This window comes from Cellulomonas hominis, from assembly GCF_005239125.1.
In the GTDB taxonomy this organism is placed as follows: domain Bacteria; phylum Actinomycetota; class Actinomycetes; order Actinomycetales; family Cellulomonadaceae; genus Cellulomonas; species Cellulomonas hominis_A.
The window spans coordinates 1-19,465 of the sequence record NZ_SZYE01000013.1 but is presented as its reverse complement, the minus strand read 5'-3'; the positions used below and the strand labels follow the sequence as shown (position 1 = coordinate 19,465).

19 protein-coding genes are annotated in these 19,465 nt (G+C 72.9%); 13 read left to right on the top strand and 6 right to left on the bottom strand.

The annotated features are described in order from the left end of the window. Positions 1-15: 15 nt before the first annotated feature. Genes ychF through FA014_RS03445 form a run of 4 tightly spaced genes read left to right on the top strand, consistent with a single transcriptional unit; the run spans position 16 to position 2,863 of the window. Complete coding sequence (ychF, locus tag FA014_RS03460; RefSeq protein WP_154728314.1) at positions 16-1,101, top strand: redox-regulated ATPase YchF; 1,086 nt, start codon at positions 16-18, stop codon at positions 1,099-1,101. Positions 1,102-1,135: 34 nt separating this feature from the next. Continuing rightward, positions 1,136-1,417 (top strand): type II toxin-antitoxin system RelE/ParE family toxin, encoded by a 282-nt coding sequence (locus FA014_RS03455; protein WP_154728313.1) that lies wholly within the window; start codon positions 1,136-1,138, stop codon positions 1,415-1,417. After that, on the top strand, positions 1,404-1,715 hold the full coding sequence (locus FA014_RS03450) for a HigA family addiction module antitoxin (RefSeq protein WP_154728312.1): 312 nt from the start codon (positions 1,404-1,406) through the stop codon (positions 1,713-1,715). The genes FA014_RS03455 and FA014_RS03450 overlap by 14 nt, the downstream gene beginning before the upstream one ends. After that, a complete protein-coding gene (locus FA014_RS03445) occupies positions 1,712-2,863 on the top strand; it encodes a class I SAM-dependent methyltransferase (RefSeq protein ID WP_154728311.1) in 1,152 nt (383 codons plus the stop codon). Before FA014_RS03450 ends, FA014_RS03445 begins: the two co-directional genes overlap by 4 nt. Before the next feature lie 37 nt (positions 2,864-2,900). Here the strand turns inward: FA014_RS03445 and FA014_RS03440 are convergent, their stop codons facing one another. Beyond that, the gene (locus FA014_RS03440) at positions 2,901-3,659 is read right to left on the bottom strand and encodes an SDR family NAD(P)-dependent oxidoreductase (protein ID WP_230322834.1); all 759 of its coding nucleotides are present in this window, start codon (positions 3,657-3,659) and stop codon (positions 2,901-2,903) included. A gap of 140 nt (positions 3,660-3,799) precedes the next feature. Here FA014_RS03440 and FA014_RS03435 point away from each other — a divergent pair, with 140 nt between their 5' ends. Then, complete coding sequence (locus FA014_RS03435; protein ID WP_154728309.1) at positions 3,800-4,300, top strand: MarR family winged helix-turn-helix transcriptional regulator; 501 nt, start codon at positions 3,800-3,802, stop codon at positions 4,298-4,300. A 120-nt stretch (positions 4,301-4,420) separates the two neighbouring features. Here FA014_RS03435 and FA014_RS03430 read toward each other — a convergent pair whose 3' ends face one another. The 4 genes from FA014_RS03430 to FA014_RS03415 all read right to left on the bottom strand — a co-directional run bounded on the left by FA014_RS03430 (position 4,421) and on the right by FA014_RS03415 (position 7,661). After that, positions 4,421-4,864, bottom strand: a complete 444-nt coding sequence (locus tag FA014_RS03430; protein WP_154728308.1) for an iron chaperone — start codon at positions 4,862-4,864, stop codon at positions 4,421-4,423. Positions 4,865-4,974: 110 nt separating this feature from the next. Then, positions 4,975-5,421, bottom strand: a complete 447-nt coding sequence (locus FA014_RS03425) for a hypothetical protein (protein ID WP_154728307.1) — start codon at positions 5,419-5,421, stop codon at positions 4,975-4,977. Further along, positions 5,418-6,929 carry an APC family permease gene (locus FA014_RS03420; protein WP_154728306.1) on the bottom strand — a complete coding sequence of 504 codons (1,512 nt, stop codon included), beginning with the start codon at positions 6,927-6,929 and terminating at the stop codon, positions 5,418-5,420. The genes FA014_RS03425 and FA014_RS03420 overlap by 4 nt, the downstream gene beginning before the upstream one ends. Positions 6,930-7,034: 105 nt before the next feature. Further along, on the bottom strand, positions 7,035-7,661 hold the full coding sequence (locus FA014_RS03415) for a hemerythrin domain-containing protein (protein ID WP_230322833.1): 627 nt from the start codon (positions 7,659-7,661) through the stop codon (positions 7,035-7,037). A gap of 155 nt (positions 7,662-7,816) precedes the next feature. On the opposite strand from FA014_RS03415, the gene FA014_RS20565 reads away from it, so the two are divergent. The 5 genes from FA014_RS20565 (at position 7,817) to FA014_RS03390 (ending at position 14,046) form a co-directional block, all read left to right on the top strand. Beyond that, on the top strand, positions 7,817-8,353 hold the full coding sequence (locus tag FA014_RS20565; RefSeq protein WP_230322832.1) for a CGNR zinc finger domain-containing protein: 537 nt from the start codon (positions 7,817-7,819) through the stop codon (positions 8,351-8,353). A 99-nt stretch (positions 8,354-8,452) separates the two neighbouring features. Beyond that, a complete protein-coding gene (locus tag FA014_RS03405) occupies positions 8,453-8,854 on the top strand; it encodes a VOC family protein (protein ID WP_154728304.1) in 402 nt (133 codons plus the stop codon). Positions 8,855-9,310: 456 nt separating this feature from the next. Further along, complete coding sequence (locus FA014_RS03400; RefSeq protein WP_154728303.1) at positions 9,311-11,161, top strand: ABC transporter family substrate-binding protein; 1,851 nt, start codon at positions 9,311-9,313, stop codon at positions 11,159-11,161. Positions 11,162-11,365: 204 nt separating this feature from the next. Continuing rightward, positions 11,366-12,982, top strand: coding sequence for an ABC transporter permease (locus tag FA014_RS03395; RefSeq protein WP_154728302.1), 1,617 nt, complete (start codon positions 11,366-11,368; stop codon positions 12,980-12,982). Next, on the top strand, positions 12,979-14,046 hold the full coding sequence (locus FA014_RS03390) for an ABC transporter permease (protein ID WP_154728301.1): 1,068 nt from the start codon (positions 12,979-12,981) through the stop codon (positions 14,044-14,046). The genes FA014_RS03395 and FA014_RS03390 overlap by 4 nt, the downstream gene beginning before the upstream one ends. 4 nt (positions 14,047-14,050) lie before the next feature. On the opposite strand, the gene FA014_RS03385 is transcribed toward FA014_RS03390, so the two are convergent. Then, positions 14,051-14,665, bottom strand: coding sequence for a PH domain-containing protein (locus tag FA014_RS03385; RefSeq protein WP_154728300.1), 615 nt, complete (start codon positions 14,663-14,665; stop codon positions 14,051-14,053). 93 nt (positions 14,666-14,758) lie between these two features. On the opposite strand from FA014_RS03385, the gene FA014_RS03380 reads away from it, so the two are divergent. From FA014_RS03380 to FA014_RS03370, 3 genes are all read left to right on the top strand, one after another. Continuing rightward, complete coding sequence (locus FA014_RS03380; RefSeq protein ID WP_154728299.1) at positions 14,759-16,690, top strand: ABC transporter ATP-binding protein; 1,932 nt, start codon at positions 14,759-14,761, stop codon at positions 16,688-16,690. Between the two features lie 138 nt (positions 16,691-16,828). After that, positions 16,829-18,766, top strand: a complete 1,938-nt coding sequence (gene typA / locus FA014_RS03375) for a translational GTPase TypA (RefSeq protein WP_154728298.1) — start codon at positions 16,829-16,831, stop codon at positions 18,764-18,766. 8 nt (positions 18,767-18,774) lie between these two features. Then, the coding region (locus tag FA014_RS03370) for a PIG-L family deacetylase (RefSeq protein ID WP_195969144.1) at positions 18,775-19,465 on the top strand (691 nt) is incomplete at its 3' end.

Genomic DNA, 19,465 nt, shown 5'->3' with positions numbered 1-19,465 from the left:
CTAGGATGGTCGCCCGTGGCACTCACCATCGGCATCGTCGGCCTGCCCAACGTCGGCAAGAGCACCCTGTTCAACGCGCTGACCCGCGCGCAGGTCCTCGCGGCGAACTACCCGTTCGCCACGATCGAGCCCAACGTCGGCATCGTGCCGCTGCCCGACCCGCGCCTGGACACCCTCGCGCAGATCTTCGGCAGCGAGCGGATCCTCCCGGCCACCGTGTCGTTCGTCGACATCGCCGGCATCGTCAAGGGCGCGAGCGAGGGCGAGGGCCTGGGCAACAAGTTCCTCGCGAACATCCGCGAGGCCGACGCCATCTGCCAGGTCACCCGCGCGTTCGCGGACCCCGACGTCGTGCACGTCGACGGCCGCGTGTCGCCGAAGGACGACATCGAGACGATCAACACCGAGCTGGTCCTCGCCGACCTGCAGACGCTCGAGAAGGTCGTCCCGCGCCTGGAGAAGGAGGTCCGGATCAAGAAGGCGGACCCCGCCGAGCTCGCCGCCGCGCAGGCCGCCCAGGCCGTGCTGGAGTCCGGGCAGACGCTGTTCCAGGGCGCGAAGGCCGCCGGGCTCGACCTGGCCGACCTCGCCTCGCTGCAGCTCATGACCGCCAAGCCGTTCATCTACGTGTTCAACACGGACGACGCCGGCCTGGCCGACACCGCGATGCAGGACGAGCTGCGCGCGTACGTCGCGCCGGCCGACGCGATCTTCCTCGACGCGAAGTTCGAGTCCGACCTCGTCGAGCTCGAGCCCGACGAGGCCAAGGAGATGCTCGCCGAGAACGGCCAGGAGGAGGCGGGCCTCGACCAGCTCGCCCGCGTCGGGTTCCACACGCTCGGCCTGCAGACCTACCTGACGGCCGGCCCGAAGGAGTCCCGCGCCTGGACGATCCGGCAGGGCTGGACCGCCCCGCAGGCGGCCGGCGTGATCCACACCGACTTCCAGAAGGGCTTCATCAAGGCCGAGGTCATCTCGTTCGACGACCTGGTCGAGGCCGGCTCCGTCGCCGCCGCCCGCGCCGCCGGCAAGGCGCGCATCGAGGGCAAGGACTACGTGATGGCCGACGGCGACGTGGTGGAGTTCCGGTTTAACGTCTAGCGTTATTGACGCGTCCCGTTATATCGTGGCGGGCGTGATCCGGTCGTTCGCCAACAAGGAGACCGAGCGACTCTGGCGACGTCAGCACGTGCCCGCGCTGGATCCCCGGATCGAGCGCTCGGCGTTGCGCAAGCTGCGCCAGGTCGGTGCGGCGGAGACTCTCGAGGACCTTCGGGTGCCGCCGGGGAACAGGCTCGAGCGCCTTCACGGCGACCGCGCGGGCCAGCACAGCATCAGGATCAACGACCAGTGGCGGATCTGCTTCAGGTGGACCGTCGCGGGCCCGGAGGAGGTGGAGATCGTTGACTACCACTGACGCGCACGAGCGACTCGCCCCGATCCACCCGGGCGAGGTCCTGCAGGAGGACTTCCTCGACGGCTTCCGCATCACCCAGCACCGGCTGGCCGTGTCGATCGGCGTCCCGCCGCGGCGGATCAACGAGATCGTCCACGGCAAGCGCGGCGTCTCGGCCGACACCGCGCTCCGGCTGGGCAGGTTCTTCGGCACCTCGGCGCAGTTCTGGCTCAACCTCCAGGCGCGGTACGACCTCGACGTCGCGGAGGACCGGGTCGGCGAGCAGATCGCCGCGATCGACCCGATCCGGGTGGCATGACGGCCGACGGCGCCCCCGGTACCGAACACCTGCTCGGCGCGCTGCGCTGCGACCCCGAGACCCCCGCGCCGGACCTGGTCGCGGTCGACGCCGCCGACCGGCTGGTCCTGGACGAGGCGGCGCCGCTGCTCGACGGTGCCGCGCCCGGCACGGTGGTCGTGATCGGGGACCGGTACGGGGCGGTGACCCTCGGCGCGGTCGCGCGGTTCGGTCTGACCGGGGTCCGCGCGCACACCGACCGGCTGACCGGCGAGCTCGCGCTGGCGGAGAACGCGGCCCGGCTGGGCGGCGCCGACGCGTTCCGGTCGCTGCCCGACCTCGGCCCGGAGCTGGTGGCCGGCGCGCGGGTCGTGCTGCTCCTGCTGCCGCGCTCGCTCGACGCCCTCGGCGAGGTCGCCGGGCTCGTCGCGCGGCACGCGGACCCGGCGGTCGTCGTGGTCGCCGGCGGTCGCGAGAAGCACATGTCCCGCACGATGAACGAGGTGCTGGCACGGCACTTCCAGGACGTGCGCGCCAGCCGCGGGCGGCAGAAGGCCCGCGTGCTGCACGCGGCCGCCCCGCGCCGCGCCGGGGACGCGCCCGCCTGGCCGGCCACCGCGCGGCACGACGACCTCGGCCTGACCGTCCGCGCGCACGGGGCGGCGTTCGCGGGCGCCCGCGTGGACATCGGCACCCGGTTCCTGGTCGAGCACCTGGCCGACGCGGTCCCCGGCGCGCGCGCGGCGGTGGACCTCGGCTGCGGCACCGGGGTGCTGGCGTCCGCGCTGGCCGCCGCCCGCCCGGGCGTCGAGGTGGTCGCGACCGACGAGTCCGCGGCCGCGGTCGCCTCGGCCCGGGGGACCGTCGAGGCGAACGGCCTCGCCGACCGGGTGCGTGTGCAGCGTGCCCGGGGCACGGCCGGGATCCCCGACGCGAGCGCCGACCTCGTCCTGCTCAACCCGCCGTTCCACGTGGGCGCCGCGGTGCACGACGGCGTCGCGCGCGGGCTGTTCGCCGAGGCGGCCCGGGTGCTGCGCCCGGGCGGCGAGCTGTGGTGCGTGTGGAACTCGGGGCTGGGCTACCGGCCCGCGCTGCAGGCGGCGGTCGGCCCGACCCGGCAGGTGGCGCGGAACCCGAAGTTCACGATCACGGCGTCCGTCCGGGCCTGACACCCGCCGTCGGACGGCCGCCGCGCCCCACGCCCCGTCACAGCAGCGTCGTCAGCACGCCCCCGTCGGCCCGCACCGCTGCCCCGTTCGTGGCCGACGACAGCGGGCTCGCGAGGTACACCGCGAGCCGCGCGATCTCCTCGGGCTCGATGAACCGCTGCAGCAGCGACGTGGTCCGGGCCGTGGCGAGCGCGCCCTTCAGGTCCCCGGCGGGCACGCCCTGCGCGTCCGCGATCCCCGCCACCGCGTGCGCCACCCCGTCGGACCAGGTCGGCCCGCCGAGGATCGTGTTCACCGTGACCCCGGTGCCGCGGGTGAGCTTCGCCAGCCCGTTGGCCAGCGCGAGCGCCCCGGCCTTGGTCACCCCGTACGGCACCATGTCGCCCGGGACGTCGACCCCGGACTCGCTGCTCACGAACAGCACCCGGCCGTGCCCGCGGGCGAGCATGGGGCCGAGCAGCCGGCGGGTGAGCCGGACGCCGCTCAGCAGGTTGACGTCCAGGTAGCGCTGCCAGTCGGCGTCGGTGCTCGACTCGAACGGCGCGACCTCGAACACCCCCGCGTTGTTCACGAGCACGTCGACGTCGCCGAGCCGGTCGAGGAGGTGCTCGACCTGCGCGGGGTCCGCGACGTCGGCCGCGATCCCCGAGACCGCCGCCCCCGGGACGGCGTCCCGCAGCCGGGCGACGGCGTCCTGCACCCGGTCCTCGGTCCGCCCGTTGACCACGACCTCGGCGCCCTCGGCCAGCAGCGCCGCCGCGATCGCGTGCCCGATGCCCTGCGTCGACCCGCTCACGAAGGCTCTCGTCCCGGCGAGCTGCAGATCCATGGTGTCCCTCCCCGTGCCGCCGCACGGTGCGACGATCACTTGCTCAGGCAAGTCACGCTACGCACCTATCGCTTTCCTGGGCAAGTCATGCCCGCTAGGCTGCCGGCATGACGGACGCCCGCACCCCCGCCGAGCTCACCGGGGACGACCTCGCGACCTGGTCCGCGCTGGCGACCGTGCTCGAGTGGCTGCCGCCCGCCCTCGACGCGCAGCTGCAGCGGGACGCCGGGATCACGCACTTCGAGTACGGGGTGCTCTACGCGCTGAGCCGGGCGGACGACGGCACCCTGCGGATGAGCGTGCTCGCGGACTACGCGAACAGCACCCTGTCCCGGCTGTCCCGCGCGGCGGCCCGGCTGGAGGGGCGCGGGTGGCTGCGGCGCGAACCGGACCCCGCGGACGGGCGGTACACCCTCGCGGTGCTGACCGGCGCGGGGCGGGCGGCCGTGGCCGCGGCGACACCGGGACACGTGGCGACGGTGCACCGGCTGGTGCTCGACCGGCTGACGGCGGCGCAGGCGCGGCAGCTGCGGGAGATCAGCCAGCGGATCGCGCGAGCGGTGCGCGGGGACGGCGGCTGGCGGCCGCCCGTGCCGGGGGAGCGGTGACCGGCCGGTCGGGCGCGCTGCATCCCTGCGCGAGGTGGCGTCGCGAGGCTGCCGGAGGGAACGTAGCGGGCCCGGCAGAGGGAGCGTCGGGCGGCCGTGAGCGGCGGCCTCGGACCACCCTCACCCCTCACCGGCGGCCCGCCGCACGAGCTCCCGGATCGCCGCCTCCTCGGCCTCGCCGACCCGGGTCAGCGCGTAGGCCGTGGGCCACATCCCGCCGTCGTCGAGCCGCGCGTCGTCGTTGAACCCGAGCGTCGCGTACCGGGCCTTGAACTTCGACGCGGGCTGGAAGAACAGCACGGCCTTCGTGGCGCCGTAGGCGGGCATCCCGTACCAGGTGCGCGGGGTGAGGCCGGGCGCGACCTCGCGGACGATCGCGTGGATCCGCTCGGCCATCGCCCGGTCCTCGTCCGGCAGCTCGGCGATCTTCGCGAGCAGCTCGGCCTCCGGGTCGCCGGCGGCCTTGCCCCGCTTCCGGGCGGTGCGGACCTCGGCGGCGCGCTCCTGCATCGCGGCGCGCTCCTCGGCGGTGAAGTTCGCGGTGGACTCGCGGGTCTCGGCCATGCTCGGTGCCTCCTGGTCGGCGGGGTGCGGTGCGTGCGCCCACCGTAGGAGCCCCGGTCGGTCCGGTGCTTCTCCGATCCTGACGGGTCCGGCGGCCGGCGCCCGGTGCCTCAGGACCCGGTGTCCGAGAGCCGCAGGTCGTCGACGATCGCCTGCAGGTCGGCCAGGTGCTCCGGGCAGTAGACCTCGACGATCAGCAGCTCGGCGCGCACGGCGCGGTCCGCGGAGAGCGTCGGCCGGCTCCCGGGGCCGGTGGCCCCGTTCGTCAGGCCGCGGAAGATCGCCGCCTTCCCGAGGGCCGACGCCGGGTCGGCGCAGACCACGCCGCCGTCGGTGCCGAGCACCGCGGCGACCCGGTCGGCGGACGGCAGCCGGGCGGCGCCGGACGCGGCCATCGCGTCGACCAGCTCCTGGGCCTTGTCCTGCGCCTCGGCCTCCTGCCGGGAGGAGCGGAACGACAGCAGGGCCACGAGCACCAGCACGGCGAGCACCGCGATGCTCACGCCGTAGACCCAGCCGCGCTCGCGGCGGGTCGACGTCTCGACGGGCACGGTCATGACGCGCTCACCTCCGGCTGCTGCTCCGCGAGCCGCCACGCGGGCTTGCGGAACCGGTAGAACAGGAACGGGACGAGCAGGCCGAGGCCGAGGGCGCCGCCGCCGACGACCAGGACGTACAGCCACGGGCTCCCGGTCCCGAGCTGGGACGGGGGCACGAACCCGACCAGCAGGGCGGCCGCGGAGGCGACGAAGCCGACGCCGCACAGCGTGCGGATGATCGGGGCGCGGTAGCCGCGCGGGTGGTCGGCGTGCAGGCGCCGCAGCCGCACGGCGGCGACGAACATGAGCAGGTACATGATCAGGTAGACCTGCGTGGTGATCACCGAGAACACCCAGTACGCGCTCGACACCGAGGGGATCAGCGCGTAGCCGAGGGCGATGACGGTCGTGACGGCGCCCTGGGCGACCAGGATGTTCTGCTGCACGCCGTTCTTGTTGAGCCGCTGCAGGAACGGCGGCAGGTAGCCCTCCTGCCGGGAGATCAGCAGCAGGCCCTTCGACGGCCCGGCGAGCCAGGTCAGCATCCCGCCGACGGAGGCGGCGACGAGCATGATCCCGATGATCGGGGTGAGCCACTGCCAGCCGAACTGGGCGAACACGGCGTCGAACGCCTGCATGATCCCGGCGGTGAGGGACAGCTCCTCGGCCGGCACGAACCAGGAGATCGCGAGCGCCGGCAGGATGAAGATGAGCAGCACCATCCCCATCGCCAGGAACATCGACCGCGGGAACTCCCGCCCGGGGTTCCGCAGCGACGAGACGTGCACCGCGTTCATCTCCATGCCCGAGTAGGACAGGAAGTTGTTCACGATCAGCACGAGGCTGGACAGGCCGGCCCACGCGGGCAGCAGGTGCTCGGCGTCCATCGGCGCGGCCGACGCGTTGCCCTGCCCGAGGAACACGACGCCGAGCGTCACGAGCAGCACGCCGGGGATCAGCGTCCCGATGATGAGGCCGCCGGAGGCGAGCCCCGCGATCGCCTTGGTGCCGCGGGACGACACCCAGACGCCGCTCCAGTAGACGACCACGATGACGGCGGCCGTCCACACGCCGCTGGTCGCCAGGTCCGGGTTGATGACGTACGCGAGCGTGCTGGCCACGAACCCGAGCAGCGTCGGGTAGTAGAAGATCGTCATCGCGAACTGGCACCAGACCGCGAGGAACCCGGCGGGCTTCGAGATGCCCTCGGACACCCAGTTGTAGACGCCGCCCTTCCAGCCGGACGCGAGCTCGGCGGACACGAGCGAGGTCGGCAGCAGGAACACGATCGCCGGGACGACGTACAGGAACACCGCCGCGAGGCCGTAGATCGCCATGGTCGGCGCCGCGCGCAGGCTGGCCACCGAGCTGGTGGTCATCATCGCGAGGGCGACCCACGAGATCCACTGGGCGGCCGGCACCGGCGTGCGCGCCGCGGGGGCGTCCGCGGTCGGTGGCTCCGGGGCGTCGCCCGCGCGGTGCCGCCCGACGGGCTCACCGGTGGTGGGTGCGGTCTCTGCGGACATCGTGGCCCCCTCTCCGCGCCGTCGCCGGCGACGAGGATCACGCTAGGAAGGGGCGCCGGGGCCGTCCTCACCCGGGTGGGGTTACCTCCCGGGCCGCTCAGTCGGTCACGCCGCGCCGTAGAGCCGCGCGCGGTGCGCGGCGAACCGCCGCCGCCCGACGGCGTGCCAGAGCAGCCGGGCCGGAGCCGGCAGGTTGGTGCGCAGCCACCCCGCGCGCTCGGCGGCCGGCACGGCGTCCAGGATCCAGCCGAGCTGGATGAGCAGCCGGCTGCGCGGCACCGACGCCATCCCGTGCTCGTGCAGCTGGTCCCACTCGCGCTGGCTGAGCACGCTCGCCGCGGTCGGCAGGATGCGCTCCTCCTCCTGGCCGAGGTGCAGGACGAGCAGGGCGTGCACGTCGTCCAGCACCCGGGCGACGGCGTCGCGAGCGGCGGCGGGCGCACCGTCCTCCCAGGTCGGCAGCGCGGCGTCCAGGTCCCGCAGCAGCTCGGCGACGCCCGCGTGCTGCGCGCGCATCAGGCCGACGTGCAGGGCGCAGGCGGGGGAGCGCTGCTCGAGGCGGTCCCAGAGCAGCTGGTCCTCGCCCTCGTGGTGGTGGTGCAGCCCGGTCGCGACCTCCCGCACGTGCTCGGCGACGACCCGCATCCGGCCGACGTCGCCGTCCCGCACGCCGCGGACGAGGCCGGGCGCGTCGGCGAACGCCCGGCGGAACAGCAGGTGGATGTGCAGCATATCGGAGGTGTCGCACCCCGGACGGTCCGTGGTCGTCGTCATCGTCGGCTCGCTCTCGCTCGGTGGGGCTGGTCGCGGCGTCCGGCGCCGGTGACGTCGCCCCTGCGGACGTCACCGGCTATCGCCGAACGGTGGTGACGACTATCCTCAGGGCCATGTCCGTCGTCAAGAGCCCCGGGACCGACCCGCTCGACGCCTGGGTGGCCCGCGGCGTGGAGCCCGGCGTCGCGCCCGACGCGACCGAGGGGCTCCGCGCGCTGCTCAACACGGACGACCGGTTCCACGGCGTCGACCGGCTCCGTGGCTCCGGCCCGGCGCCGCTCGTCGAGGCCCGCGACGCGCTCCGCGGCTACCTCGGCGGCGACGCGGCGGCGCTGGGGGAGGTCGCGGCGCGGTACCCGCTCGTGGTGGCGCCGGCGGGGGCGGCCGACGGCGGGCTCGCGCTCGTGCCGGCGCCCGGGACCGGAGGGGACGGGGCGCTGGTCGCGGGCGTGCTCGCCGCGCTGCACCGGGCGGTGGCGTCGGGGGAGTGGGCGCGGCTCAAGGCGTGCGCGAACCCCGACTGCCAGTGGGTCTACCACGACGGGTCCCGCAACCGGTCGGGCCGGTGGTGCTCGATGGACGAGTGCGGCGACGTGATGAAGGCGCGCGCCTACCGGCGCCGCGCCCGGGCGGGCTCGGCGCCGGCCTGACGCCGCGCGGCACCCTGCCGCGACCCCGCTGCGAGCGCCCCGCCGTACGCTGCGGGCGCCGGCCGGCCGACCGTCGGCGGGCCCGCGCTGGAGGCGACCATGCTGTCCGACCACTCCGCGATGCCCTGCCTCGCCGTGCGGGACCTGGGCCGTGCTCGCCGTTTCTACGAGGAGACCCTCGGCTTCCGGCGGATGGAGGTGCCGGGGCTCGACGACTCCGAGGGCATGGGCGTCGTCTACGCGACGAAGCAGGGCGGGATGCTGGTGTATCCGTCCGCCTACGCCGGCACGAACCGGGCGACCGCCGTGACGTTCCAGGTCCCCGGCGAGGCCTTCGACGCCGAGGTCGCCGCGCTGCGCTCCGGCGGCGTCGAGCTCCAGACGTTCGAGCTGCCGTCGGGCTCCTGGTCCGACGGCGTCCTGACGGACGGGCCGATGCGGTCGGTGTGGTTCGCCGACCCGGACGGGAACGTCCTCAACGTCGAGACCGTCGCGGTCTGACGGCGCGGCGCGGGGCCACCCCGTCCTGCCGGGGGCGGGGTGGCCCCGCCGCGCCCCGCACCACGCCGCGTGCGATGCTCGTCGCACCCGGCGCCCGGGACGAGGGCGCCGCGGCGCCGGCGGGCGGGTGCCCGGCGGCCGCCCCATAGCACAGGGCCGTGGCTCCGCGCTGAGCCGCCGGCCCCGGACGAGGGCATCCACCTGCCGCGGATGCCCTGACTGGCATGTTTCCGCTGTGTTTCCGGCAGGTTCCGTCTTGAATGCTGGACACTACTGCTCAGTATCGATCCGGTAACGATCGCCCCCGACGGGGGGATGTGTCCGTTTTGTCCTGAGTGGGGTCACTAGCGTGGCCCCATCCACGGCGGGACCGCACGTCTGCCGCGCTCGGGACGACCCCTCCGGTCGGCCCACGCGGCGCGAGGACGGGTGGGCGCCACCTTCACAGGAGGAACATTGAAGATCAGGCGATTCAGCGCCGCGGCGGCCGCGGTGGCGGCGGGGGCCCTCGTGCTCACCGCGTGCTCCAGCCCGGCGCAGCAGAGCGAGATCGAGGAGACGACCTCGGTCAACGTCGGGTGGAACGAGCCCTTCCGCTCGACCAACAACCTGACGGCCAACGGCAACGCCACGACGAACGCGAACATCGTCTACCTGACGACCTCGTTCTTCAACTACTACGACGGCGACCTGAACCTCGCGAAGAACGAGGACTTCGGCACGTACGAGGTCGTCTCGGAGGACCCGCTGACCGTCAAGTACACGGTCAACGAGGGCGTCACCTGGTCGGACGGCACCGCGGTCGACGCGGCGGACATGATCCTGTTCTGGGGCGCCCAGAACGACAAGTTCGACACGGTCGCGGCCTCCGACGTGGAGACGGACGACGAGGGCAACGCCATCGTCGGCGACGGCCAGGTCTACTTCGACTCCTCCTCGCCGGCCATGACCGCCATCTCCGAGTTCCCGGAGATCGGCGACGACGGCCGCTCGGTCACGTACGTCTACGACACCCCGCGCTCCGACTGGGAGGTGTCGATGAACCAGCCCAGCCCGGTCGCCGCCCACGTGGTCGGCAAGCTGGCGCTCGGCATCGACGACCCGGCCGAGGCCAAGAAGGCCGTCGAGGACGCGTTCGAGAACAACGACGCCGCGGCGCTCGCGAAGATCGCGGACACCTGGACGAACGCGTTCAACTTCACCTCGCTGCCGGACGACCCGGACCTGTACCTCTCGTACGGCCCGTACGTCATCTCCGACTACGTCGAGAACCAGTACCTCACGCTGACCCGCAACGAGGACTACAACTGGGGCCCGGAGCCGAAGGTCGACTCGATCACGGTCCGCTACACCGAGGACCCGCTGGCCTCGGTGACCGCGCTGCAGAACGGTGAGGTCGACCTCATCGCCCCGCAGTCCTCCGTGGACGTCCTCGCGACGCTCGACGGCATCGACGGCGTCTCCTACAGCTCGGCGCCCGAGGGCACCTACGAGCACGTCGACCTGACGTTCGACAACGGCGGCCCGTTCGACCCGGCGACCTACGGCGGCGACGCCGAGAAGGCCCGCAAGGTCCGCGAGGCGTTCCTCAAGACGATCCCGCGCCAGGAGATCATCGAGAAGCTCATCCAGCCGCTGCAGGAGGACGCCACCACGCGTGACTCCTTCCTGATCGTGCCGGGTGCCCCGAGCTACGACGAGGTCGTCGCCAACAACGGCTCCGACGCGTGGGCCGACGTGGACATCGAGGGCGCCAAGGCGCTCCTCGCCGAGGCCGGCGTGACCACCCCGGTCGACGTCCGCTTCCTGTACGGCAAGTCGAACGTGCGTCGCGCCAACGAGTTCCAGCTCATCTCGGCGTCCGCCTCGCAGGCCGGCTTCAACGTCATCGACAACGGCGACGACAACTGGGGCACGATCCTGGGCACCGGCACGTACGACGCGTCGCTGTTCGGCTGGCAGTCCACCAACACGTTCATCCTGAACGCCGAGGCGAACTACGTGACCGGCGGCCAGAACAACTACGGCGGCTACTCGAACCCCGAGGTCGACGCCCTGTGGGCCGAGGTCGCGACGAACACGGACTCCGACAAGGAGACCGAGCTCGCCACGCAGATCGAGCAGAAGCTCAACCAGGACGCCTTCGGCGTCAACATCTTCCAGTTCCCCGGCGTGGTCGCGCACCGCGACGTCCTCGAGGGCGTCTCGACCATCGCGCTCTCGCCGACGATCTTCTGGAACTACTGGGACTGGGAGATCAGCGCGGACGACTCCATCGAGGCGCCGACGGCGACCGAGACCGAGTGACGCACTGACCTGACGCTCCTCCCCGAGGAGCGACGCCGGCACGGGGGTACCGCGGCCACCGCGGTACCCCCGTTGCCGTGCCCCTTCCAGTACCACAGCCGTACGGGTACCCACGGCCGACCCCGGCCCGGGCGCAGCACCCCTATCCGGAGTGCCTACACTTGCGCTTTGCGAGTACCCCCCTTCCCGTGAGGCAAGGACCCCATGGCCACCTCTGTGACGACCCGTGCCTCCGGCGCGCGCTCCGCGCCCGACGCACCGGTCACGGCGCGACGTTCCTGGTTCCGGAACGCAGCGCCCACCCTGACCTTCCTCGGTCGACGCCTCGTGTCGTCGGCGATCGTGCTGCTCGGAGCGACGTTCATCGTCTACATGCTCCTGGCGTACTCCCTGGATCCCCTCGAGGACCTGCGGACCAGCACGGCGCCGAACAAGGAGGCGCTGATCGCGGCCCGCACCATGGCGCTCGACCTGGACACGCCGCCCGTCCTGCGCTACTTCAAGTGGCTGGGCGCGCTGTTCACCGGTGACCTCGGCTCCAGCTGGGTCTCCGGCCAGCCGGTCACCGCCCTGCTGGGCTCCGCGATCCCGAGCACCGTGCAGCTCGTCGCCGCGTCGACGCTGCTCGCCATCGGCCTGGGCGTCCTGGTCGGCATCGTGTCGGCCCTGCGCCAGTACACGCGGTTCGACTACAGCGTGACGTTCCTGTCGTTCGTCCTGTACTCGCTGCCGTCGTTCTGGGTCGCGGTGCTCCTCAAGCTCTGGGGCGCCATCGGCTTCAACGACTTCCTCGCGGACCCGACGGTCCCGCCGCTGTGGATCGCCCTGCTGTCCGTGATCTCGGGCGTGCTCTGGTCGTCGATCATCGGCGGCAGCACCCGCACCCGCTGGGTGTCGTTCGGCGCGGCGGTCGTCGCCACCGCCGGCGCGCTGCTGTTCATCTCGAACTCCGACTGGCTGCTGAACCCGAGCCTGGGCCTGGTGGGCGTGCTCGCCCTCGGCGTCGGCATCGCGTTCGGCGTCGTCGCGCTCAGCGCGGGCCTGGACAACCGCCGGGCGCTGTACGCCTCGCTGACCACGGTCGCGATCGGCGCCGCGCTGTACTACCCGCTGCAGTTCGCGTTCGTGAACGCGACCTGGCTGCTGATCATCGGGCTGGCGGTCGCGTCGGTCGTGGTCGGCCTGGTGGTCGGGTACCTGTTCGGCGGGTACGACCGGGCGGTCTCGATGCGCGCCGCGGCCGTCACGGCCGTCGGCGTGGGCGTGCTGATCTTCGTCGACCGCGTCATGGCCGTCTGGTACACGTACTCGAACGCGTCCGTGATCAACGGCCGGCCGATCGCCACGATCGGCTCGCAGACGCCCGGGCTGTCCGGCGACTTCTGGGTGGAGTCGCTCGACAAGTTCACGCACCTGGTGCTGCCGACGATCGCGCTGATCCTCATCTCGTTCGCGAGCTACACCCGGTACTCCCGGGCGAGCCTGCTCGAGGTGATGAACCAGGACTACATCCGCACCGCGCGGGCCAAGGGCCTCTCGGAGCGGGTCGTGACCACGCGGCACGCGTTCCGCAACGCGCTCATCCCGCTCGCCACCGTGGTGCCGCTGGACATCGCGGCGCTGTTCGGCGGCGCGATCATCACCGAGCGCATCTTCGCGTGGAGCGGCATGGGCGCGCTGTTCATCAAGTCCCTGGGCGCCAAGGACGCGGACCCGATCATGGGGTACTTCCTCGTGACCGGCACCCTCCTCGTCCTCGCCAACATCGTGGTCGACTTCGTCTACGCGGCGCTCGACCCCCGGATCCGGGTGAACTCATGAGCATCACGCCTCCCCTCGAGCCCCACGAGGGCATCACCGACCCGAAGGACGCGGTCGAGAACACCGAGAACGCCATCGAGCTCAAGGAGGTCGAGGGCCTCTCGCAGGGCCGCATCGTCCTGCGGCGGTTCCTGCGGCACCGCGGCGCGATGATCTCGGCCGTCGTGCTGGTCGCGGTGGTCGTCCTGGTGACCACCTCCATCGGCTGGGGCCCGATCCCCGGCTGGTGGAAGTACGGCTACCGGGAGACCAGCGACATCGTCAACGCGGGCGGCGCCCCGACGATGGGCTTCGACGGCGGCTTCCACTTCGGCGAGCACCCGTTCGGCCAGGACAACATCGGGCACGACGGCTTCGCGCTCGTCATGCGCGGCACGCAGCAGTCGCTCACCGTCATGTTCGTGATCGGCCTGCTGTCGACCACGATCGGCGTCCTGATCGGCGCGCTGGCGGGCTTCTTCCGCGGCCGCCTGGACGACCTGCTCATGCGGTTCACCGACATGATCATCACGATCCCGGTCATCATGATCGGCGCCATCCTCGGCGTGCTGGTCGGCGGCGCGAACCCGTGGTCGCTGGCCATCGCCCTGTCGCTGGTGTCCTGGACGAACATGGCGCGTCTCGTGCGCGGGCAGTTCCTCACCCTGCGCGAGCGGGAGTTCGTCGACGCGGCCCGCGTGGCCGGCGCGTCGAACGCGCGGATCATGTTCAAGCACATCCTGCCGAACGCGGTCGGCGTGATCATCGTCAACGCGACGCTGCTCATGGCCTCCGCGATCCTGCTGGAGACCGCGCTGTCCTACCTGGGCTTCGGCATCAGCAGCCCCGAGGTGTCGCTGGGCCAGCTCATCAACGAGTACCAGACCGCGTTCGCGACGCGGCCCTGGCTGTTCTGGTGGCCCGGCCTGTTCATCGTGACGATCGCGCTGTGCGTGAACTTCATCGGTGACGGCCTGCGCGACGCCTTCGACCCGCGGCAGCGGCGCATCCCGACCAAGCGGGCCCTGGCGAAGGCGGACGCCCGCAAGGCCCGCTCGCAGGCCCGGGCCGCGGCGCGAGCCTGACGTGTCAGAGCGCCACGGTCAGCACGCTGGCCGCGATCAGCACCGCGATCGCGGCCAGCGTGCCGGCGTGCCAGCGCACCCGCGGGGTGGCGCGCTCGAGGCGCGGGTCGTCCAGGACGCCCGCGTCGCGCAGCTCCTCCCAGCGGCGGCGCACGATGATGGCCGCCTGGCCGGAGGCGCTCGACGCCAGGTCGCCGGGGCGCACGGTGCCGCCGGGACCGTAGGTCGAGCCGGGCAGGTCCGCGACGTCCCCCTTGCCGGAGGTCGCGACGCGGGCCCGGCCGGGAGCGGGCGCGGCCCACGCGGCGTAGTCGCCGTACGCGGTGTGCAGCGTGAGCGCGTAGCGGGTGTCGACCCGCTGGATCGTCGGCCAGGGCAGCTCGATCGTCCGGGTGACGTTCCGGAGCTCGACGCCCGCGGGGCTGACCAGCACGGCGGGGCGCCAGTAGGCGGCCCACACCCAGAGCACCACCAGCACCACCGGTGCCACGTAGGGCCACGTCTGCCCCGCGTCGGCCACCAGCCCGGTCACCAGGCCGCCGAGGCCCAGGACCGCCACGACCACCGCCAGCACCCGGCCGAAGGCCGGTCTGTACTCCACCACGTCCGCCGAGACCATGCGGCCATCGTCCCAGACCAGCGGACGTCCGCCCCTCTCGACGTCGCGCGGCCCGCACACACCGGGCCGTCCCACGGAAGGATCTCGTGAACCGTGACCACTGACTACGCCACCAGCCCGGGGGCACCCGCGGCCGACGCCAAGGCGCCGATCCTCGAGGTCCGCGACCTGCGCGTCGAGTTCTTCGTCGACGGCGAGTGGTTCCCGGCGGCCGAGGACGTGTCCTACGACGTCCGGCCGGGCGAGGTCCTCGCGATCGTCGGCGAGTCCGGCTCCGGCAAGACGCAGTCGTCGATGTCGCTGATCGGCCTGCTGCCCCCGAACGGCCGCTCCGAGGGCTCCGCCAAGCTGGCGGGCCGCGAGCTGCTGGGCCTCAACCACAAGCAGCTGAGCAAGGTCCGCGGCAAGGACGTCTCGGTCATCTTCCAGGAGCCGATGACGGCGCTGAACCCGGTGTACACCGTCGGGTTCCAGATCGTCGAGACGCTCCGCGTGCACTTCGACATGACGCCGAAGCAGGCCCGCGCCCGCGCGGTCGAGCTGCTGCGCATGGTCGACCTGCCCAACCCGGAGGAGGCGGTCGACAAGTACCCGCACCAGCTCTCCGGCGGGCAGCGCCAGCGCGCGATGATCGCCCAGGCCCTCGCCTGCGAGCCCAAGCTGCTCATCGCCGACGAGCCGACGACCGCCCTCGACGTGACGGTCCAGGCCGAGATCCTCAAGCTCATGCGCGACCTGCGGCACCGCGTCGACGCGGGCATCATCCTCATCACCCACGACATGGGCGTGGTCGCGGACCTGTCCGACCGCGTCATGGTGATGAAGAACGGCCGCGTGGTCGAGTCGGGCTCCGCGGACGAGGTGTTCAACCGCCCGCAGCACGAGTACACCCGCCAGCTCCTGGACGCCGTGCCGCACCTCGGCTCGGAGACGTTCGCCGCGTCCGGCCTGAACGGCGACCACCCCGTCGCCGACGCCGAGGGCACCGCCGCGCTGCACGTCTCGGAGCGGCCGCTCGGCCAGCCGCTGCCGCGGCCCGGCGTCCTGGACGCCGCGCAGACCGGCTACTCGCTGGAGGCCAAGGGCCTGGTCATCGAGTACCCCGGCCGCGGCCGCGTGCCCGCGTTCCGGGCGATCAACGGCATCGACCTGACCATCGGCAAGGGCGAGGTCGTCGGCCTGGTCGGCGAGTCCGGCTCCGGCAAGACCACCGTCGGCCGCGCCGCGGTCGGCCTGCTCCCGGTGGCCGGCGGCTCGCTCACCGTCAACGGCGTCGAGCTCGCGGGCATCAAGCCGAAGGACCTGCGCGCCGTGCGCCAGGACGTCTCGATCGTGTTCCAGGACCCGGGCTCCTCGCTGAACCCGCGCCTGCCGATCGGCGAGTCGATCGGCGAGCCGCTCAAGCTGCACAAGATCGCCTCGGGCGCCGACCTCGACCGCCGGGTGGAGTCCCTGCTCGACCGGGTGCACCTGCCCCGCGCGATGCGGAACCGCTACCCCCACGAGCTGTCCGGCGGCCAGCGCCAGCGCGTCGGCATCGCCCGCGCCCTGGCCCTGTCGCCCAAGCTGCTCATCGCCGACGAGCCGACGTCCGCCCTGGACGTGTCGGTGCAGGCGCGGGTGCTGGAGCTGTTCCAGGAGCTGCAGCGCGAGTACGGGTTCGCGTGCCTGTTCATCAGCCACGACCTCGCGGTCGTCGAGATCCTGTCCAACCGGATCGCCGTGATGAGCAAGGGCGACCTGGTCGAGGTCGGTCCGCGCGAGCAGATCCTCCGCGCGCCGCAGCAGGACTACACCAAGCGCCTGCTCGCCGCGGTGCCCGTGCCGAACCCGGCCGAGCAGAAGCTGCGCCGCGAGGAGCGGGATCGGCTGCTCGCCGCGGCGGCGCCGGCCGGCACCAGCGCGGCCGAGGCCGCGGTGGCCGACGGCCAGCGCGTGCAGGCGTTCGAGGACGAGCAGATCACCAACGCGGGCCGCTACGACGGCAACCTCCGCCCCCGCGGCGGCGGCGACGGGTCGGTCTGACCCGCACCCGCTGCCGCTCCCTGCGCGCCCCGGCACGACCCCTCCTCGTGCCGGGGCGCGCGTGCGCGTACACTTGATCGGCGCTCGACGTCGTCGCGCCCCTCATCTCCCCACTTCCTCGCGGAAACGAGTCCTGACATGACTGTGCCCACCTCGCCCACGGGCACGCGCGTGCGCGGCGACCTGCGCAACGTCGCGATCGTCGCGCACGTCGACCACGGCAAGACCACGCTGGTCGACGCGATGCTCCACCAGTCCGGCGCCTTCGGAGCGCACGCCCACGTGGACGAGCGGGCGATGGACTCGGGCGACCTCGAGCGCGAGAAGGGCATCACGATCCTCGCCAAGAACACCGCGGTCCGGTACGCCGGCCCCGCGGCGGCCGCGGCGGGTCAGCCCGACGGCATCACGATCAACGTGATCGACACCCCGGGCCACGCCGACTTCGGCGGCGAGGTCGAGCGTGGCCTGTCGATGGTCGACGGCGTCGTGCTCCTGGTCGACGCGTCCGAGGGCCCGCTGCCGCAGACCCGGTTCGTGCTGCGCAAGGCGCTGGCCGCGAAGCTCCCGGTGATCCTGGTCGTCAACAAGGTCGACCGCCCGGACTCCCGCATCTCCGAGGTCGTCGCCGAGGCGACCGACCTGCTGCTCGGGCTGGCCTCGGACCTGCACGACGAGGTCGAGGACCTGGACCTCGACGCGATCCTCGACGTCCCCGTCGTGTACGCCGCCGCCAAGGCCGGCCGCGCCTCGCTGACCCAGCCCGCCGACGGCGGCCTGCCGGACTCCGAGACGCTCGAGCCGCTGTTCGCGACGATCCTCGAGAAGATCCCGGCCCCCACGTACGAGGAGGGCGCGCCGCTGCAGGCGCACGTCACCAACCTCGACGCGTCGCCGTTCCTCGGCCGCCTCGCGCTGCTGCGCATCTTCAACGGCGAGCTGGTCAAGGGCCAGACCGTGGCCTGGGCCCGGCACGACGGCACGATGCAGAACGTCCGCATCACCGAGCTGCTCGAGACCAAGGCCCTCGACCGCGTCCCGACCGACAAGGCGGGCCCCGGCGACATCGTGGCGGTCGCGGGCATCGCGGACATCACCATCGGCGAGACGCTGACCGACCCCGACGACCCGCGGCCGCTGCCGCTGATCACGGTCGACGACCCGGCGATCTCGATGACCATCGGCATCAACACCTCGCCGCTCGCCGGCAAGGGCGGCAAGGGCCACAAGGTCACCGCGCGCCAGGTGAAGGACCGCCTCGACTCCGAGCTCGTCGGCAACGTGTCGCTCCGCGTCGTCCCGACCGACCGCCCGGACGCGTGGGAGGTGCAGGGCCGCGGCGAGCTGGCGCTGGCGATCCTGGTCGAGCAGATGCGCCGCGAGGGCTTCGAGCTGACCGTCGGCAAGCCGCAGGTGGTCACCAAGACCATCGACGGCAAGGTCCACGAGCCGGTCGAGCGCATGACGATCGACGTGCCCGAGGAGTACCTGGGCGCCGTCACGCAGCTGCTCGCCCAGCGCAAGGGCCGCATGGAGACCATGTCGAACCACGGCACCGGCTGGGTCCGCATGGAGTTCCTGGTCCCGTCGCGTGGCCTCATCGGCTTCCGCACGCGGTTCCTCACCGACACCCGCGGCACCGGCATCGCCTCGTCGATCGCCGAGGGCTACGAGCCGTGGGCCGGCCCCATCGAGACCCGCGTCGCGGGGTCGCTGGTCGCCGACCGCGCCGGTGCCGTCACGCCGTTCGCGATGATCAACCTGCAGGAGCGCGGGTCGTTCTTCGTCGACCCCACGCAGGAGGTCTACGAGGGCATGATCGTCGGCGAGAACTCGCGCGCCGAGGACATGGACGTGAACATCACCAAGGAGAAGAAGCTCACCAACATGCGCTCCTCCACGGCCGACAACTTCGAGAACCTGGTGCCGCCGCGGCACCTGACCCTCGAGGAGTCGCTGGAGTTCGCCCGCGAGGACGAGTGCGTCGAGGTGACCCCCGAGGTCGTCCGCATCCGCAAGGTGATCCTGGACCAGACGGAGCGCGCCAGGGCCGTGGCCCGTACCAAGCGCTCCTGACGACCCGCATGCGCACGACCGCGAGCACGCCGACCCGCACGGGTGGCGTGCTCGCGGTGCACGCGCACCCGGACGACGAGACGCTGTCGACCGGTGCGCTGCTCGCCACCTGGGCGGCGGCCGGGCTCCCGGCGACGGTCGTGACCTGCACCCGCGGCGAGCGCGGCGAGGTCATCGGCGCCCCGCTGGCGGCCCTGGAGGGCGACGGCCCGGCGCTCGCGCGGCACCGCGAGCGGGAGCTCGCGGCCGCGGTGGCCGCCCTGGGCGCCACCCAGGCCTTCCTCGACACCCTCCCGCTCCCGGCAGACCTCGCCGAGGTCGCAGACGATGTCGCCTTCGCGGCTCGCGAAGCGACATCTTCTGCGACCTCGGCGGGCGATCCGGGTGCCGGGGGAGGCGGGTCCGGTGCGCGGTACGAGGACTCGGGGATGGCCTGGGTCGGGGCCGGGCGCGCCGGCGCCGCGGGGGAGGTGCCCGCCCGGGCGCTCGTCACCGTGCCGCTCGACGTCGCCGCCGGCCGGCTGGCCGGGCTGCTGCGGGAGCGGCGGCCGGACCTGGTCGTGACCTACGAGCCGGGCGGCGGGTACGGGCACCCGGACCACGTCCGGGCGCACGCGATCACGATGCGCGCGGTCGAGCTGGCCGTGGCGGCCGCCGCCGACGGCTGGGCGCCCGCCGTCGCCTGGGCCGTGGCGCCCG

Bases quoted from the DNA above. Each gene is read 5' to 3' on its own strand.
- FA014_RS03420 (WP_154728306.1), bottom strand. From the start codon at position 6,929: ATGTCCGCAGAGACCGCACCCACCACCGGTGAGCCCGTCGGGCGGCAC.
- FA014_RS03390 (WP_154728301.1), top strand. From the start codon at position 12,979: ATGAGCATCACGCCTCCCCTCGAGCCCCACGAGGGCATCACCGACCCG.
- FA014_RS03415 (WP_230322833.1), bottom strand. From the start codon at position 7,661: ATGCTGCACATCCACCTGCTGTTCCGCCGGGCGTTCGCCGACGCGCCC.
- FA014_RS03445 (WP_154728311.1), top strand. From the start codon at position 1,712: ATGACGGCCGACGGCGCCCCCGGTACCGAACACCTGCTCGGCGCGCTG.
- FA014_RS20565 (WP_230322832.1), top strand. From the start codon at position 7,817: ATGTCCGTCGTCAAGAGCCCCGGGACCGACCCGCTCGACGCCTGGGTG.
- FA014_RS03430 (WP_154728308.1), bottom strand. From the start codon at position 4,864: ATGGCCGAGACCCGCGAGTCCACCGCGAACTTCACCGCCGAGGAGCGC.
- FA014_RS03435 (WP_154728309.1), top strand. From the start codon at position 3,800: ATGACGGACGCCCGCACCCCCGCCGAGCTCACCGGGGACGACCTCGCG.
- FA014_RS03425 (WP_154728307.1), bottom strand. From the start codon at position 5,421: ATGACCGTGCCCGTCGAGACGTCGACCCGCCGCGAGCGCGGCTGGGTC.
- FA014_RS03385 (WP_154728300.1), bottom strand. From the start codon at position 14,665: ATGGTCTCGGCGGACGTGGTGGAGTACAGACCGGCCTTCGGCCGGGTG.
- typA (WP_154728298.1), top strand. From the start codon at position 16,829: ATGACTGTGCCCACCTCGCCCACGGGCACGCGCGTGCGCGGCGACCTG.
- FA014_RS03395 (WP_154728302.1), top strand. From the start codon at position 11,366: ATGGCCACCTCTGTGACGACCCGTGCCTCCGGCGCGCGCTCCGCGCCC.
- FA014_RS03405 (WP_154728304.1), top strand. From the start codon at position 8,453: ATGCTGTCCGACCACTCCGCGATGCCCTGCCTCGCCGTGCGGGACCTG.